Raw genomic sequence first — 16,729 nt, 5'->3', positions numbered from 1 at the left:
GTTTTGGCAAAGTTTATACTGTTGAGTGAGAAAGAATTTAAAAGGGAGATAACATGCCAAATTTTTCGCCATACAGATATTTTTCAAAAAAAGACTGGTCTAACTTGCGATTTAATACACCAATGACATTAACTCAGTCAGAAATAGAAGAACTACAGGGTGTTAATGAAAAACTTTCTGTCGAGGAAATTACAACGATTTATTTACCGTTAACCCGTTTATTGAATTTATATGTTAATTCATCACAAATGCTGCACACTGTCACAGACACTTTCTTTGGAAATACGACAAGAAAAGTGCCTTATGTAATCGGAGTGGCAGGCAGTGTAGCTGTAGGGAAAAGTACAACTGCCCGAATTATTCAGGCTCTACTGTCCCGTTGGCCTAATACTCCACAGGTGGAGCTCATTACAACAGATGGCTTTCTTTATCCCAATGCTGTGCTCGAGGAAAAAGGGATAATGGATAAAAAAGGATTTCCTGAAAGTTATAATACGAAGGAGCTCATTAAGGTTTTATCCAGAATTAAAGCGGGCCATCCAAAAGTGAAAGCACCAATTTATTCTCATTTGTACTATGATATCTTGCCAAACCAATACACAGTTATTAAGCAGCCCGATATTGTGATTGTAGAAGGAATTAACGTCCTGCAGACGCCTAAACAAGACGATCACAATCCGAGTGTTTACGTATCTGATTTTTTTGACATTTCGATTTATGTCGATGCCAAGGAAAATGATATTTTTAATTGGTATGTTGAACGTTTTAAAACGTTGCGTAAAACAGCATTTGCCAAACCAGAATCATATTTTCACCGCTATACTGATTTAACGGATGAAGAAGCAGACCATATTGCAACAAATATTTGGAATACAATAAATAAAATCAATCTAGATTTAAATATAGCTCCGACAAAAAACAGAGCGAATATTATTCTGGAGAAGGATTCTGATCACTCTATTTCCTCGGTAAAGTTGAGGAAAATATAAAACAAATATTTCCATATGAGTGGAATGAATAATGGCAACTGAAAAGAAAAAATGATTAATGGAGAATTATATAGACTAGGAAGACGAGGAGCTTCTAAATGACCGTCTTCGAGCAAGAAAGCTTACAAGATTATATAGCCAGACAATAGAAATGGATTATGCTGAGCGAAACGCTTTATTAAAAAATGCTTGGTTCCACAGGTGAAAATGGTAGATAGAACCGACTATTCGATGTGATTATGGTTACAATATTCATGTGGGTGAAAATATTATGCTCATTTTGATTGTATTATTTCAAATATTTGTAAAGTCCGGTGTCAAAATTGTATGCTTGGCCAGGTGTGTATATTTATACTGCCACGCATCCATTCAATGCACAGTGAATGGATACCTGGCATAGAATATGGGCAACCGGTTACAATAGGTGACATTGTATGTATTGGTGGACGAGCGGTTTTATTAATCCAGGTGTGACAATTAGTAATAACATTTTGCTTCTGGGGCTGTAGTTACGAAAGATTTCCCTGATCATGTAGCGGTAGGTGGTAACCCAGTCCTAATAATTAAACAAATAGTTGAAAAATCCGATTTTGCGCCATATGTGTAAGTAATTCTGCATACTGAAAAAGTTGAGTGAATCCTGCCTTACTCTTTAAAGTGAGACTACACCTACACATAAATAAGATGAAGAACAAGAATAGGTAGAATAATTTTGTGGATTTTAGAAGAAGAGTTCACATTTACTGGATGCTTTTGATAAAATTTAAATAATAGTTTAAGATAAAGTAACCATTGTTCTAAAAGGAAAAGATTTAAATAAAGTACATATACAAATTGAGGATGTGAAGAATGAAGAAACAAATACCAAATCTCATGACTTTAGGAAACTTATATTGTGGTTATCTTTCCATTTCTTATATAATCAGCGGCGATGTACGAAATGCGACGATACTCATTTTTATTGCGTTGATGCTTGATGCGCTGGATGGGAGAATGGCAAGAATTTTAGGGGTAGCTGATGATATGGGCAAGCAGCTCGATTCATTGGCTGATATTGTATCCTTTGGGGTGGCTCCAGCCTTTTTGGCTTCTTATACATATTTAATCGATTTTGATCCATATGGACTATTGATTGCTGGATTATTCCCTCTTTTTGGATGCTATCGACTTGCGAGATTTAATATTACGCCTGCTGAGGAATCATTAAAGCATTTTAAAGGAATCCCTATTACATTTGCCGGGGGACTTGTTGCATTTTTAGTGTTATTGGAGAACTGGATTCATGTCAGCATTTTTATTATTATTTTCTTTGGTTTGGCGATCTTGATGGTCAGTACGATTAAAATTCCGAGCTTCAAAAAAGTGAAACTTAACTATTATACGGTCATTATAACTTTATTCCTATTGTATATGTTTTACCTTATTGCGAAATCAGGATTTAAGAGTGTTCCTGAATTTTTCTATGTAGCTATTGCTATTTATATTTTCTTTATCGTTGCGAGATATATTAAAGGGAAAACACCTAAATTTCGCATCAAAAAAACAAGAACGATTCGAGTTAGAAAAAAGAAAATTAAGAAATTGAAAAAATAAGGATCGCAATTCAAAACTGCTATCGTTTGTACATTTGGATTTTCATTTGCAGGATCCCAAGTGTTTTTAGCTGGTTAGATGATAAAATGGACATCTGTTTCATATTAAAGTAAAAAGTGGCCAGCTTTCAGACTAATGTTTTAAAAGGACTGCCACCATCTGCGGTTTATGCACTCCAAATGTCGGATTTAAATTCTGACTTTTGGGGTGTTTATTTATGGCTAAATAGCGTGAGGTAAGAAGGGTGATTTTTAAATAAGGTTAAACTTCAAAATCAATAGATTGAATCTTGCAAAATTAGAAAGAATTAAGAAAGCATAAACCAAAGATATCCTATTAAACATTCTATCTATTGCACGATATAGAAAGATACCGAATGTTTGACAGCAAAAGTGAAGGTAGGTATTTAAATGAATTCATTTTTAGCATTAGTGAATTACTTGAAACCATACAAATTAATTGTATGGCTTGGCCCCCTATGTATGGTTGTGGAAGTAACCATGGATTTGCTTCAGCCGACCATCATGCAAACCATTATTGATAAAGGAATAGCTACCAGTGATAGCCGATATGTAGTAAGCATGAGCATACTTATGCTGCTTTCTGCGATTATAGGCCTGTTTGGGGGAATGGGCAGTACGATTTTCAGTACACGGTCAGCTATTCATTTTTCAACTGATCTCCGCAGGGATGTCTTTGAACAAATTAATTACTTTTCCGGTGAAAACACGGATAAATTCGGTACTGGTAAACTGATCACGATTATGACAAACGATATTACCGCTGTACAACAAGCGGTTATGATGACATTACGAATCTTTGTACGTGGCCCTATCATGTTTTTTGGCAGTATTATTATTGTATTTTTCACAGCAAGAGAGTTATTTCCCATTCTATTGTTGGTTGTGCCTCTACTGACCATTTTGATCGTTTTATTTACAGTAAAGGCAGGGAAACTCTTCCATTTCGTACAGAAAGCAATAGACCGAGTCAATACTAAATTGCAGGAAAACCTAGCAGGAATTCGCGTGATCAAAGCATTCGGAACACAGGATCATGAAATGAAGCAATTTCAAAAAGTAAATAAAGAGTTAACGGCAGTGAATATCCGCGCTGACCAACTCATTATGGGTTTAATGCCGATTTTGTTGTTTATCGTTAATATGGGAATTGTAGCTGCCATCTGGATGGGTGCCATTAAGGTCGATAATGGGAGCTTGAATGTGGGAGTAATCGTAGCGTTTATTAATTATTTAACGATCATTATGAACTCCCTAATGACCAGCAGTAATGTTCTCATGCAAATTACACGAGCATTTCCATCGGCTGGGCGAATTGTAGATGTATTAAATACAGAACAAGACATTAAACAACCTGAACATCCGCTTGTTCCCATACTGGAAAAAGGAACTCTGGAGTTTAAAAATGTGAGCTTTAGTTACAGTAAAAATGGGGAGAGGGTACTTTCTAATGTATCCTTTCATGTGTCAAGCGGGCAAACTCTTGGAATAATTGGAGGCACGGGAAGCGGAAAGACTACGTTAGTTAAATTATTGCCAAGACTTTATGACGTAGATGAAGGCGAAATCCTAATGAATGGAATAAATATAAAACAGATCGATATAGAGAAGTTACGTCAATCGATCGGATTTGTTCCTCAAAAAGCATTGTTATTTTCCGGTACGATTAAACGTAATTTAAGCCATGGTAAACCGGATGCAACGATGGAAGACATGATAGAAGCTTTAAGAAATGCTGAGGCTCTTCAGTTTGTAAATCAGTTGGATCCAGAATTTGCATATGAGCTCATGCAAGGAGCAACTAATTTATCGGGAGGTCAAAGGCAAAGACTTTCACTGGCACGTGCATTCATTCGAAAGCCTTCAATCATGATATTGGATGATTCTACTTCAGCGGTGGATGCGATATCGGAAAGTCGTATACGAAAAGTACTACTGAATGAGTATCCTGATTCAACAAAAATCATTATTTCTTCTAAGCTTTCATCTATAAAATACGCAGATCAAATTTTGGTTTTGGAAGATGGAAAAGTGACGGGGCTTGGCAGCCATAATGAGCTGTACCATACCAACGAACTTTATCGTGAATTATGTGGCATACAGGGTGAGCAGGAGGTGAGCTATTGATGAGCCAGCATACTAAAAATCAGAAACAACTGAATATGAGACCAGGTCACATACATTCTTTTGGACCTAAAAGCAAAGCAACACATCAAAAAGAAACGATCCTTAGAATATGGTCCTACCTAAAAAGGAGGAAATTCAGCCTGCTTGCAACCATCGTTTGCGTACTCTTTTCGACAGTACTCAGTTTACTGGGTCCCTATTATATCGGTATCACAATTGATGAATATGTACTTGTTAAAGATGTTGATGGTTCCATTCGAATGGCTGTGCTGTTAGCGGGTATCTATATAGCAGGTGCTGTCATCACTTGGCTGCAGCAAAACTTGATGATTCATATTTCCTTAAAAACAATTCGTACCATTCGCGAGGAGTTATTCTCTACATTACATACACTTAGCCTGCGATTCTTTGATAAACGGTCGTCAGGTGATTTAATGAGCAGGGTAACAAATGATATTGACAATTTAAATAGTGCATTAAGCCAAAGTGTAGTCCAGATTTTATCTTCGTTACTGACTATAATTGGGGTTTCTATTGCTATGTTTACCTTAAACTGGATGCTGGCAATTGTCTCATTTCTTGTGATTCCGATTATGATCCTGACATCTAAAAAAATCATCCAGGTAAGCAGTAGTAATTACGCCAAGAGGCAGAGAAACTTAGGTAATCTGAATGGTTATGTGGAAGAAGTAATTGGTGGTAAAGAAGTCGTTACTCTCTTCGGACAGGAACAGGAGACCATCAAAGAGTTTAAAAAGATCAATGAAGAGTTGCGTGAATCAGCCATACTTGCTGATACATATGGTGGATTCCTGGGTCCGGTCAATAATTTCATCAATAATCTGGGTCTCAGTTTGATTATTGGAACCGGGGCCATATTATCAGTTCATGAACTAACAACAATCGGTGTAATCGCTGCTTTTGTCACATATTCAAGATTGTTTTTCAGGCCGATTAATCAATTATCCAATTTAATGAATACGATACAATCTGCTATTGCTGGGGCAGAACGTGTATTTGAAATTATGGATGAAATACCTGATTTACAGAATAATCACGGGGCTTTGCCTGCCACTTCTATTAAAGGATACATCCAATTTAAAGATGTTCGATTTGGATATGAAAAAGAGAAGGAAATCATTAAGGGCATATCGATGGAAGCAAAAAGGGGGCAAACAATTGCTTTGGTAGGTCCAACCGGTTCAGGAAAAACGACTATTATTAATCTATTATCCAGGTTCTATGATCGATTAAGCGGTGAAATTCGAATTGACGGGAGACTAATAGAAGATTATTTAATAGAAGATTTAAGAAAAAGGATAGGAATTGTCCTTCAGGAGACGTATTTGTTTTCTGGGACAATCATGGAGAACATCCGTTATGGGAAGCTGGATGCTACGGATGAAGAAGTTATTCGAGCTGCAAAGATCGCAGCTGCCCATCAGTTTATTAAACATTTACCAAATCAATACCAGACAGTTATTACTTCGGGTGGAATCAATTTAAGTCAGGGACAAAGACAGCTAATCTCAATTGCGAGGGTAGTTTTAGCAGATTCAGATATTTTAATATTAGATGAAGCTACTTCAAGTATAGATACACGGACAGAAATAGCCATCCAAAATGGGTTGAAAAACTTAACTAAAGGCCGGACTACATTTGTGATTGCCCACCGATTGAAAACAATAGAGAATGCTGATTGTATATATGTGATAAATGATGGATTAATAGTTGAACACGGGAATCATCAAGAGCTTATTCGTAATAAAGGTTTTTATTACGGGCTATATGAGAGCCAATTCACGACTTAAATACAATTTAAAAGGAGAGCAACGGATTTCATTGCTGTTGCTCTCCTTTTTTGTCAGCTATTTTCTTTTTCGTCTTATTCGCATATTCATCAGGATATAAATGACAATCAGCACAGCAGTACTTCCGCTAAGAATGAAGTACATAGTTAAAAGCTCCACTTTATCTCCGAAGAAGTATAAATTACAGTCAACCGTATCTTTGAATGCCTCCACGACTTCCGCAGGGAAGCCTTGAGATTCCATCTCCCGAAACACACCATCGAGGGAATGGTTACGTAGAAGTGAGGTGCCATATGTGCCTGGCAAAAAGGAAATGACCTTTTGCAGACCGTCGCTGAACTGAGAAATAGGCATATATGCTCCACAGATGAAGCCGTAACCTGCACTAATGATGGTTCCAACCGCAGACATTTGTCCTTGAGAGGACAAAAAGAAATTGATAATGGAAGAAAGGGCAGTACCAAATATCACAAGCAGAAAGATATCCAGAAAAATAAATAGGACATCTGATACCGATAAATACCATCCTACCCAGGATAGATAGAGAAAGCAGGCACACATAGCAACAAGAGATATTAAAAGTGTAGTTAGTGCGGTGGAAATATAGTACCCTATTGCTAATTTGGACGGTTTTACCGGTGTAATGGTTAAATCATTTCTTGCCCCTGTCACCTTATCCTGTACCATCAACATATTCGAACAGAAGGCTACGGTTACGCAGGATACTGCTAAGAGGGAAGAAAAAAGCTGACCGCCCACCAATCCGTTTAGTAAATCATCAGACACTTTAAAACCTTTAGGGATTGCCGATAGGAAACTGTCATGATAGACATTTGCAAGGAAGGTCATATAAAGCACTAACAGGATTATTGGTGTGATGAGTGACGTAAAGAACATCCCTTTATCCTTGAAAAATATTTTGCTATTACGTTTTACAAGAGCGTTCAAGGCAGTCATTTTTCTCCACCTCCAAGTAATGTTTTGCCTGTTACGGCAAGGAAAACATCATCCATCTTGCCTTTGGTAATCTCATAATCAGTGAATATTTCAGGGTGTTTAAGGATAAGTTCAGTTGCGACAGTTGTATTAGGTATGTCGATGCGAAAAGCATCTTTTATAGACTCATAGGGTTTATTTAAAATTTTTATCTGCTGCTCGTTTAACCCATAGAGGGTAATATAATCTCGAGTATATGTATTTTTAAGTTGATGTGGTGTCCCTTCAGCGGTAATCACCCCATTGTCGAGAATAATAACATAATCGGCATCTGCTGCTTCTTCCATATAATGTGTAGTAAGAAAAATCGTCATATTCTGTTCTTGTCGCAGTTTGGTCATGACATTCCAAAGGATCTTTCTCGTCTGGGGATCAAGGCCAGTGGTTGGTTCGTCAAGAATGAGAATCTTAGGTTTATGGAGCAGTGCACGAGCAATGTCAATTCGTCGCCGCTGTCCGCCGGAGAGTTTGCCGACGGGACGTTTTAGAAGTTCGCTAAAGTCAAGAAGGTTGGACAGCTCAGAAAGTCGAGTTTTAAATGTATTGCCGGTAATACCGTATAGTGCCGCACGGCTTTCAAGGTTATCTTTAACCGACAAGTCCTTATCTAATACGGAATTTTGGAAGACTACACCTATATCTTTTTTAATTTTGTCAACATTTCGATCCAAATCAGCCCCATCGATTATCACTTTGCCTGCGTCTTTTTCAAGCTGTCCGCAAATAATAGAAATGGTTGTACTTTTGCCAGCGCCATTGAGTCCTAAAAAGGCGAACAATTCCCCTTCTTTTACACGAAAGCTCAAATTCTGTACTGCTTTAACCTTACCGAAGTATTTACACAATTGATTTATTTCAATTACATTGTTCATCTCTTCTCTGTCCTCCTTCATTGAATTCTTATTCAGGTTTCTTCGGATGACGTGACTGTACGATTCGTCTGCAACTCCTGCAGTTATGGGAAACAAATCGATGGGAATAGTGCAATGTAACCTCCGAAATAACACTCTTTGTTATCTTCCAAATTAGTATGGAAATTACATGTTTATACCTTAATTTTATCATTATTCAGAATTATCGAAAGGGTTGGTAATATATGTTTTTATGTCAATTTAATGGAATAAATAAAAAGTTTGAAGTTACGATAGTAAGAGAATCATGTAAAAACACCTGTTCTCATTATTAAGAAGGTTATGCATACACAACGCTTTGGAAAGTAGATTATGACAGAGAATTGGTCACGTAGTATCAGCTACGGGATTATTGATAAGGAGCCATGGAAAAAGATAGTTAGTAAACATGAGTGTTAACATCATCAAAACTATTATTGAAAAAGTTATTTTTAGATGCTCCTTTTTGCCCTCTGGATTTATATATAAGAGGTGAAAAGGAGGTGAGAACATGGAAAATCAATTTTTAGAGTTAACAAAGCTACAAATAGAATTTATCGTTGGAACGGATGCAAAAGGAGAAGACATTATCCAAAAAAGAACACTGTCCAATATTAATAATGGTGTGGATGGTGCAGCACTAAAAAAATGTGCAGATGCGATTATATCCCTTCAAAAACATAATGTAGCTGGAGTTAAGCGTTTGGACACGTGGGAAATCTAGTATCAATAACAGGGAAAATTTAATAGAAGGGAGGATTTACAGATGGAAAACGTACTTGAACTTTATTTTCTGACAGAAGAAGGTAAGACAGCCAAACTATCAATCAGTAATCCAATTATGCCAGTTGATCAAGAAGCGGTTAGTCAGGCTATGGATCGTATCATTGAATCGAAAGTATTTTTAACTAAAACTGGTTTCTACAATAGCAAAAAAGAAGCACAGTTAGTGGAAACAGCGAAAACAGACTACACATTTGTATAATAAGCAGGGGGCTAATCCAAATAAGTTGGATTAGCCTTTTTAAAAAGAATAGAGTGAGGGGGTTATTTCGTGGAGGATTTAATTTTGTTAATTAAAGATGTAGGTTTTCCAGTTGTGGTTACCGTATATCTTTTATATCGAATAGAAGGCAAGCTCGAAATGCTGAACAATTCTATCCAATCATTACCATTTATGCTTAGTGAACTAATAAAAAAATAATTTTAAAGGCTTGTCGTTGTATAAGATGACAAGCCTTATTAATTGGTATAATAGCTCTCCTATCCTCATCGAATTTTCATAATAACGCTTTATCTCCGCTTCGGCCCATGCAAATGAATCAATTACCTTTTTCTCATCAAATCGATTTCCACTATATACATTAACAATCTTCGCAGTATTTGTTTAAAAATAGACGAAAATCTTTTCAACCCAAATGCTTTTTTATAAAAGTGATTATCTATGGTTTGACGTGAAATCAACATTTAAAGAATATTGCCTATTAGTTGTGGTTTGAAAAGAGTACGTAAGTGGTAATTTTTATAAGAGTATAGATAGGTAGATTTTGATAAATATTTAATAATCAAATCAAATGATTAAGAGATGAGGTAGAATAGGTGGCTAATACCAATAATCAAAATGAGAAAGATAAACAATTAGATGATTTTAGAGTGGATAATAGCAATAAAAAATTAACGACTAATCATGGGGTGCGTATATCAGAAGATGAGCATTCTTTAAAAGCGGGTGACCGCGGTCCGACTTTAATGGAAGATTTTCATTTTAGGGAAAAAATGACCCACTTTGACCATGAGAGAATTCCAGAAAGAATTGTTCATGCGCGTGGATTTGGCGTACATGGTTATTTCCAGGTGTATGAACCAATGACAAAGCTGACTAAAGCAGGCTTTCTACAGGATCCAACTAAAAAGACACCTGTTTTTGTCCGTTTTTCTACTGTAGCAGGCTCAAAGGGTTCTGCTGATACAGTTAGGGATGCGCGTGGGTTTGCAACAAAATTTTATACAGATGAAGGGAACTTTGATCTTGTAGGGAATAATATACCGGTATTTTTCATCCAGGATGCGATTAAGTTTCCGGATTTAGTACATTCATTTAAACCTGAGCCGCATAATGAGATGCCACAGGCAGCAACAGCTCATGATACGTTTTATGATTTTGTCGTAAATAATCCCGAATCAGCACATATGGTGATGTGGACAAATTCTGATAGAGGAATACCTCGAAGTTACCGAATGATGGAAGGATTTGGTGTGCATACTTTTAGACTTGTAAATGAACAAGGAGAGTCGCACTTTGTTAAATTCCACTGGAAACCAGTGCTTGGAGTTCATTCTCTTGTCTGGGATGAAGCTCAAAAAATTGCGGGTAAAGACCCTGATTTTCATCGCCGTGATTTATATGAAGCAATTGAGATGGGGAATTATCCTGAATATGAATTCGGTATTCAGGTAATTAAGGAAGAAGATGAATTTGAGTTTGATTTCGATATTCTGGATCCTACTAAGTTATGGCCAGAAGAACTGATACCAGTCCAAAAAATAGGTAAAATGACGCTGAATAAAAATGTGGATAATGTATTTGCTGAGACAGAACAGGCAGCATTTCATATTGGCCATGTTGTTCCCGGAATTGATTTTACCAATGATCCGTTATTACAGGGACGTTTATTCTCTTATACAGATACACAACTACTTAGATTGGGTGGCCCGAACTTCCAGCAAATTCCGATTAATCGTCCAATTTCACCCGTAAATAATCACCAGCGTGATGGATTCCATCAAATGCGAATTGATCAGGGACAAGTAAGCTACCATAAAAATGGGTTAGCCAATAATTCTCCATCACCTGCCTCACCTGAAGAAGGCGGATTTGAACATTATCAGGAAAAAGTAGATGGATACAAGGTCCGAAAGAGAAGTGATAGTTTCAAAGATCACTACAGCCAGGCTAAATTGTTTTGGAACAGTATGTCTACTGTAGAAAAACAACATATCATTGATGCATTCCGATTTGAGCTTGGTAAATGCCTAAATGAGAATATTCAACAACAGGTCGTGAATATGTTCGCCAATGTGGATCATGATCTGGCTGAACAAATTGCCATTGGCTTAGGTCTTCAAGTTCCGGCCTCAAGTGAAGTTGAAGAATCGAGAGTAACCGATTCATCACCGGCAATCAGTCAATTGAACACAACAATGGGAGTCGCGACAAGAAAAATTGCTGTACTTGTTCATAATGGATTTGATGGGCAAGATCTTAAACAGGCATTATTAGCCTTGGACGAAGCTGGCTTAACAGTAGAAATTGTTTCTGAGCACCAAGGGAAGATTAAAAGTGCAAATGGAGCTGAGCTAAAGGTAGACCAGACATTTTTAACAACAGATTCAGTTCTATATGATGCTATTTATCTTGCATCAGGCCAACAAAGTGTTGATGCACTTAAAAAAGTAAACAAAGTGAATGAATTTATCATGGATACGTTCAACCATTTTAAAGCTATTGGTGCTCCTAAAGAAGCGGCCGATTTAGTTGCTCCATTTATTCGAACATCCAATGGAGCTGCAGGCATCATCACATCTGCATCAGATGAGCCAATCAAGACGGGGGTAGAACAATTTATTGAAGCAGTTGGCAAGCATCGCCACTGGGATCGTATTCAATAAGGAGTACTCCGATTTATTAATCATAAAAGCCTCTTTATCCATTAGGGTTAGAGGCTTTTAGTCTTTTAAGAATATGAATAGATTCTTGTTTTTTGTCTGGTGGGCCAATCTTCTTTCCCATGGGCGGTTAAGAGATATGTAAAGATAATACCCTTTGCATCACGAGATAAAGTCATTTACTAGAATCCTATGGACTTTATACTGACCATATAATGGGCTTTAGTATCGATAATTAAAATGTATAGGTGAGGTATTAGTCCGAGTAGTCCACAATATTAGAGGCTAATGAGGAAGCAGTCCCACAATAAAAAAATCTAGCAGGGACTTTGATCCATGAATGATTAAAGCCTTTTTTTTAACTTCTTAGATGAAGTAAAGCGGTAGGTTGGCGGAAGAGTGGTATTTAACTTGTGTTCTATAATGGGAACATTTACCGGAGTAAGGATCTAAAATGGATTGAGATGATTTTATAGAGAGATAGGTGTTTTGTTGCAACTACGGCAAAGTTACATTAAGTTTAATATATGTATTTCAATGCATTTGAAACAAAAAATAAGAGGTGAAATTTTATGAGTTGGAAACTCAAAAAATTTGATGAGTTAACAAATATTGAACTATATAATCTTTTAAAAGAAAGAACTTTAGTTTTTGTAGTGGAACAAAATTGTCCTTATCTTGAAGTTGATGGTAAAGATCCTTTTTCATATCATCTTTTTAAAGAAGACAATGGAGAAATCGTTGCATATTTAAGAATTGTACCCGCAGGTGTTACTTATCAAGAAACTTCTATAGGTAGAGTCTTTGTAAAGAAAGAATACAGAGAACAAGGAATAGCAGGGGAACTTTTAAAGAAAGGTCTAGATTTTATCCAAAATGAATTAAAAGAAACAAAGGTTAAAATTCAAGCCCAAGATTATTTAAGAAATTTCTATACATCCTTTGGTTTTCAACCTATATCCGAAACATATTTAGAAGATAACATTCCTCACGTCGATATGACTTTACAAAGATAACACAATCGTCATTATCAGCTAGGGATTGGAGCTATATTAAGGTAGAAGAGATTGAAAAAGATTACACTTCAACAAACAGAGGCATTGACCCTTAGAAGGTTTAATGCCTTTTTGTGTTGAATTCCTTATTGAAGAAAAGGGGCAGGTTAACGGCAGAAGAACAGCAGGTGAAAAATGAAAGGTTAAGCAATATACTCTATGTGAATTCCGAAATTAATTGGATAATTATGTTAAAGTTATAGTAAGGTTTTTAGGATGATCACAATCTTGGAGGTGATGGATAATAGAAACCATAATCATATCTTAAATGGGCTTTTTTTAATATTTATAGGGTTTTTGGTACTCAAGAAAAAGCTCTCTTCTTAGTGAATATTGTTTTGTGGAATGGGGTTTCAGGAGACGAAAAATTACTATCTCGGATTTTTGGTACTATCATACTAGTGGCTGGATTTTTGGTTATCCTATTGCCATTCTTAATGTGATTAATCTATCCGACAACTTCATAAAATGGAATAAATGAGTTTCGAATTCAAGAATTCATTAATATCTTTTAATCATCTGTTGTAGTTTTAAGAAGGATTAAAGAACAGCAAATGCTGGGAATTGTAAGGGGGATAAAAATGTCACCTTCAAAGAAAATGCCTTTAGAAATTATTATGAATAATTTATCACTATTAATTCTTGCTCTGGGCTTCATACAAGTGTTCTATAAATGGAGTGTTTTAGGAGGCGATGACGTAAAGAAATTTATGGCGTTACCTCTAATAGGAGTCATAGTTTGGGGTGGATTTACATTCATAGAAAAGTTTGATGAAAACATTAATTTACTTATATTTTTAAGTGAAGATAAAGATGTAAATATCAAATTTAACAGGTTGTTGGTGAATATTCTTAAAAATATAATTGTTATTGGATTAATTGTTGTAAATTGGATAGATTTAAACTCATTGACTTTGCTTCAAATAATAAAATGAGAGTATGGTTAAACGAAATAATACTCTGGTTGTGACGTTTTTCACTTAAACAAACGGGTCATTACTCCAATATCAAGGGCTGCGATCAGCTCTTTTTTTATGCAGCTAAGAGGTTAGCGGAAGAAGGATAATATGAAAACTATGACGAATAAAGTAAGTTAGATGATTTTTGGGAGGGAGCAACTTTGGAAAAGCAAAAGCCTAAAATAATGGTAGTAGGCACATTTCATATGCGGTATACACCAGATTTATATAAATATGAAGTTGATCATTTGCTAAATGATAGAAGGCAAAAGGAAATAAGAGAAGTTGTAGATAAAATAAAAAGGTTTAATCCAACCAAATTAGCATTTGAAGTAGTTAAAGAAAAGGAAGAAGAATTAAATCAAGATTATAGTCTATATTTAAAAAATGAGTTTGAGTTAACCATTGATGAAGTTCATCAATATGGTTTTAGAATTGCTTCTGAATCAGGTCATAAAAAGGTATATGCAGTTGATTGGATGAAAACCGTCGGGAACCGAGGAATTGGTCAGGTATATGATTGGGCAAAAAGTGAACAGCCAGACCTATATAACCACATACACGAAAAGTATCATTCAGAAAAAGACTATAATATTGGCGATAAAAGCCTAGTTGAGTTGATGAGAGAACTAAATGAAGAAGTTGGAGTAAAAAAAGAGCACGAAATGTATATGGCAGTAGCACGTATCGGGAAAGGAGATGACTATGTAGGAATTGACTGGCTAAGATGGTGGTACCAAAGAAATTTAATAATTTACTCTAACTTGACAAAGATAACACATTCTTCTTCAGACAGAATCATTTTAATAATAGGAGCAGCCCACATACATTTAGTTTCCCAATTTCTCGAAGAAAGTGGTATGTATAACGTAGAGCCAGCAATGAATTATCTTGATTTTTAACAAACGAAGACATAAGCGGAAGTTCACGGCTGTCAAATTGAGGGTCTTTACTTATGCGGCTAAAGGGGCAGGGGAGCGAAAGAAGGAATTCTTGAAATTAGTATAGAATATCTGATTGAAAGATATTATTAATGAAAAACGTTAAGTCGAATTAAGGGGGAAATATAATGCATACTGTTTCAGGTCACGAGTTGAATACTGGTTATGATGCAAAAAAATTAACCTTAGTATTAACCCAGGCTACCCTAGATGAGCTGAATAAAGAAAGGGATAAAAAAATCCAGATAACCACTTCTCATTGCTTAATTATTGCTGATAAGATCAATACTAAAGAACCTATTAAGGATGAGTTGACTTTATTGGAACAAGCGATACTAGAATCAGAAGATAGTTTATTCACCATCATTAATGAAGGCAATACAACAAATCTATATGGAATGATCTTACTCAGAAATGTTAAAATTATACCATTTGCATCACCAGATAAAGTCATTGAACTAGAATCCTATGCACTTTACACGGACCATATAATGGGCTTTAGTATTGCCGATTAAAATGAATAGATAAGAGTCATATTCCAAGTAATCCTCATTATTTGATACTGATAGACAACAGTAGTCCCACAAAGAATAGTAATTTGAAGATTAATCAAGTTATTGAAGAAATCTACTTTTATGTTGGACTTCTTATGGAAGTAAAGGGGCAGGTTAGTTATGGATCTTTTCACGGAACAATTACTACTAATATCATTATTTATACTTATCATTCATTCTATAGAAACACTTGCATATGCAGTCAGGCTATCTGGTGCCAGAGTAAGGTTATTAGCTTCAGCCTTATCCTTATTTAATATAATGGTTATGGTTTCCAGATTAGCAAATATGATGCAACAACCCTTTACTGGGAGTCTAATTGACAATGCACCTAATGAAAATACTTTGGAGTTTGTAGAAAGTCAATACAGGGTAATCATTGGTTCTGCAACTATTGGAACAATAGTAGGAATGGTTTTGCTTCCAACTTTTATTGCTTTATTTTCAAGGGCAATCATTCATTTATCTGAAGAAAGAGGTTCTATACCTTCTTTAATTAAAAAAGGATTAACTTTCGAATATATAAAGCGTGGAGTAAAACACATTCATTTACCAAGATGGTCTTATTTGCAGGAAATTAACTGGCGAGACATTCCAATAAAGTTATTCTTAATCAATACGATAATAACAGCAATCTATACAATTGGCGTATTATCTGCTTTATATGCTGCTTTAATTGTACCTGAAAGAGCAACAACTGCTGTAATGGCTTCGGGTCTAGTTAATGGGATAGCTACAATCTTACTAATTATTTTTATTGATCCAAAGGTTTCTATTCTCGCAGATGATGTAATAAATCAAAAAGGGAGTTATCTTAAATTAAAAAGTGTATCACTTATGATGATTACTTCTCGATTATTAGGAACTATCTTAGCACAATTATTCTTTATTCCTGGAGCAGAATATATTGCTTGGTTTACTAAATTAATTGTGTAGTTGATATGTGGCATTGCTATTACATAAACTGCTAACTAATAACAAGCTCAATATTTAGCTTGTTATTATAAAAGCTACGGGTGCGATTGCAAAATAAGAGCAGTCGCTTTTTAACAAGGGGCAGTTTAGTTGAAGAATTGGGTTTTATATCAAAAAGGAATTTGTCCCTTTCTGCCGAACTTCTTATAGTAA

15 protein-coding genes and 1 pseudogene are annotated in these 16,729 nt (G+C 35.7%); 14 read left to right on the top strand and 2 right to left on the bottom strand.

Features of this window, described 5'->3' with window-relative positions:
- Positions 1 to 53 precede the first annotated feature (53 nt).
- The 5 genes and pseudogenes from coaA (at position 54) to AC4G3K_RS06120 (ending at position 6,540) form a co-directional block, all read left to right on the top strand.
- The gene (gene coaA, locus AC4G3K_RS06140; RefSeq protein WP_491077056.1) at positions 54 to 989 is read left to right on the top strand and encodes a type I pantothenate kinase; all 936 of its coding nucleotides are present in this window, start codon (positions 54 to 56) and stop codon (positions 987 to 989) included.
- A 51-nt stretch (positions 990 to 1,040) separates the two neighbouring features.
- A pseudogene (locus AC4G3K_RS06135) lies at positions 1,041 to 1,596 on the top strand (maltose acetyltransferase domain-containing protein).
- A gap of 242 nt (positions 1,597 to 1,838) precedes the next feature.
- Positions 1,839 to 2,582 carry a CDP-diacylglycerol--serine O-phosphatidyltransferase gene (gene pssA, locus AC4G3K_RS06130; RefSeq protein WP_491077057.1) on the top strand — a complete coding sequence of 248 codons (744 nt, stop codon included), beginning with the start codon at positions 1,839 to 1,841 and terminating at the stop codon, positions 2,580 to 2,582.
- A gap of 410 nt (positions 2,583 to 2,992) precedes the next feature.
- Positions 2,993 to 4,729 (top strand): ABC transporter ATP-binding protein, encoded by a 1,737-nt coding sequence (locus AC4G3K_RS06125; protein WP_491132818.1) that lies wholly within the window; start codon positions 2,993 to 2,995, stop codon positions 4,727 to 4,729.
- A 35-nt stretch (positions 4,730 to 4,764) separates the two neighbouring features.
- Complete coding sequence (locus AC4G3K_RS06120; RefSeq protein ID WP_491133240.1) at positions 4,765 to 6,540, top strand: ABC transporter ATP-binding protein; 1,776 nt, start codon at positions 4,765 to 4,767, stop codon at positions 6,538 to 6,540.
- Positions 6,541 to 6,597: 57 nt separating this feature from the next.
- Here the strand turns inward: AC4G3K_RS06120 and AC4G3K_RS06115 are convergent, their stop codons facing one another.
- Both AC4G3K_RS06115 and AC4G3K_RS06110 read right to left on the bottom strand, forming a co-directional pair.
- Positions 6,598 to 7,497, bottom strand: coding sequence for an ABC transporter permease (locus AC4G3K_RS06115; RefSeq protein ID WP_491132817.1), 900 nt, complete (start codon positions 7,495 to 7,497; stop codon positions 6,598 to 6,600).
- Positions 7,494 to 8,408 (bottom strand): ABC transporter ATP-binding protein, encoded by a 915-nt coding sequence (locus AC4G3K_RS06110; protein ID WP_491132816.1) that lies wholly within the window; start codon positions 8,406 to 8,408, stop codon positions 7,494 to 7,496. Before AC4G3K_RS06110 ends, AC4G3K_RS06115 begins: the two co-directional genes overlap by 4 nt.
- A 529-nt stretch (positions 8,409 to 8,937) precedes the next feature.
- Here AC4G3K_RS06110 and AC4G3K_RS06105 point away from each other — a divergent pair.
- The 9 genes from AC4G3K_RS06105 (at position 8,938) to AC4G3K_RS06065 (ending at position 16,537) form a co-directional block, all read left to right on the top strand.
- On the top strand, positions 8,938 to 9,150 hold the full coding sequence (locus tag AC4G3K_RS06105; protein WP_491077061.1) for a DUF1659 domain-containing protein: 213 nt from the start codon (positions 8,938 to 8,940) through the stop codon (positions 9,148 to 9,150).
- Positions 9,151 to 9,192: 42 nt separating this feature from the next.
- The gene (locus AC4G3K_RS06100; RefSeq protein WP_491077062.1) at positions 9,193 to 9,411 is read left to right on the top strand and encodes a DUF2922 domain-containing protein; all 219 of its coding nucleotides are present in this window, start codon (positions 9,193 to 9,195) and stop codon (positions 9,409 to 9,411) included.
- 69 nt (positions 9,412 to 9,480) lie between these two features.
- Entirely contained in the window at positions 9,481 to 9,630 is a 150-nt protein-coding gene (locus AC4G3K_RS06095) for a YvrJ family protein (RefSeq protein WP_491077063.1), read from the top strand.
- 395 nt (positions 9,631 to 10,025) lie between these two features.
- Positions 10,026 to 12,095, top strand: a complete 2,070-nt coding sequence (locus AC4G3K_RS06090) for a catalase (RefSeq protein ID WP_491132815.1) — start codon at positions 10,026 to 10,028, stop codon at positions 12,093 to 12,095.
- Positions 12,096 to 12,664: 569 nt separating this feature from the next.
- Positions 12,665 to 13,108 carry a GNAT family N-acetyltransferase gene (locus AC4G3K_RS06085; protein WP_491132814.1) on the top strand — a complete coding sequence of 148 codons (444 nt, stop codon included), beginning with the start codon at positions 12,665 to 12,667 and terminating at the stop codon, positions 13,106 to 13,108.
- Positions 13,109 to 13,728: 620 nt separating this feature from the next.
- Positions 13,729 to 14,082: a hypothetical protein gene (locus AC4G3K_RS06080; protein WP_491132813.1), complete on the top strand. Its 354-nt coding sequence runs from the start codon at positions 13,729 to 13,731 to the stop codon at positions 14,080 to 14,082.
- Between the two features lie 185 nt (positions 14,083 to 14,267).
- Positions 14,268 to 15,008: a DUF5694 domain-containing protein gene (locus AC4G3K_RS06075; RefSeq protein WP_491132812.1), complete on the top strand. Its 741-nt coding sequence runs from the start codon at positions 14,268 to 14,270 to the stop codon at positions 15,006 to 15,008.
- A 167-nt stretch (positions 15,009 to 15,175) separates the two neighbouring features.
- Positions 15,176 to 15,562, top strand: a complete 387-nt coding sequence (locus tag AC4G3K_RS06070) for a hypothetical protein (RefSeq protein ID WP_491132811.1) — start codon at positions 15,176 to 15,178, stop codon at positions 15,560 to 15,562.
- A 159-nt stretch (positions 15,563 to 15,721) separates the two neighbouring features.
- The gene (locus tag AC4G3K_RS06065) at positions 15,722 to 16,537 is read left to right on the top strand and encodes a lipid II flippase Amj family protein (protein ID WP_491132810.1); all 816 of its coding nucleotides are present in this window, start codon (positions 15,722 to 15,724) and stop codon (positions 16,535 to 16,537) included.
- Positions 16,538 to 16,729: the final 192 nt, after the last annotated feature.

The organism is Bacillus sp. z26 (genome assembly GCF_058313635.1).
The sequence above is the reverse complement of the archived record's forward strand: the minus strand, read 5'-3'. Positions and strand labels throughout refer to the sequence as shown.

Coding starts and splice junctions, on each gene's coding strand:
- coaA (WP_491077056.1), top strand. CDS start 54: ATGCCAAATTTTTCGCCATACAGATATTTTTCAAAAAAAGACTGGTCT.
- pssA (WP_491077057.1), top strand. CDS start 1,839: ATGAAGAAACAAATACCAAATCTCATGACTTTAGGAAACTTATATTGT.
- AC4G3K_RS06125 (WP_491132818.1), top strand. CDS start 2,993: ATGAATTCATTTTTAGCATTAGTGAATTACTTGAAACCATACAAATTA.
- AC4G3K_RS06120 (WP_491133240.1), top strand. CDS start 4,765: ATGAGACCAGGTCACATACATTCTTTTGGACCTAAAAGCAAAGCAACA.
- AC4G3K_RS06115 (WP_491132817.1), bottom strand. CDS start 7,497: ATGACTGCCTTGAACGCTCTTGTAAAACGTAATAGCAAAATATTTTTC.
- AC4G3K_RS06110 (WP_491132816.1), bottom strand. CDS start 8,408: ATGAACAATGTAATTGAAATAAATCAATTGTGTAAATACTTCGGTAAG.
- AC4G3K_RS06105 (WP_491077061.1), top strand. CDS start 8,938: ATGGAAAATCAATTTTTAGAGTTAACAAAGCTACAAATAGAATTTATC.
- AC4G3K_RS06100 (WP_491077062.1), top strand. CDS start 9,193: ATGGAAAACGTACTTGAACTTTATTTTCTGACAGAAGAAGGTAAGACA.
- AC4G3K_RS06085 (WP_491132814.1), top strand. CDS start 12,665: ATGAGTTGGAAACTCAAAAAATTTGATGAGTTAACAAATATTGAACTA.
- AC4G3K_RS06080 (WP_491132813.1), top strand. CDS start 13,729: ATGTCACCTTCAAAGAAAATGCCTTTAGAAATTATTATGAATAATTTA.
- AC4G3K_RS06070 (WP_491132811.1), top strand. CDS start 15,176: ATGCATACTGTTTCAGGTCACGAGTTGAATACTGGTTATGATGCAAAA.
- AC4G3K_RS06065 (WP_491132810.1), top strand. CDS start 15,722: ATGGATCTTTTCACGGAACAATTACTACTAATATCATTATTTATACTT.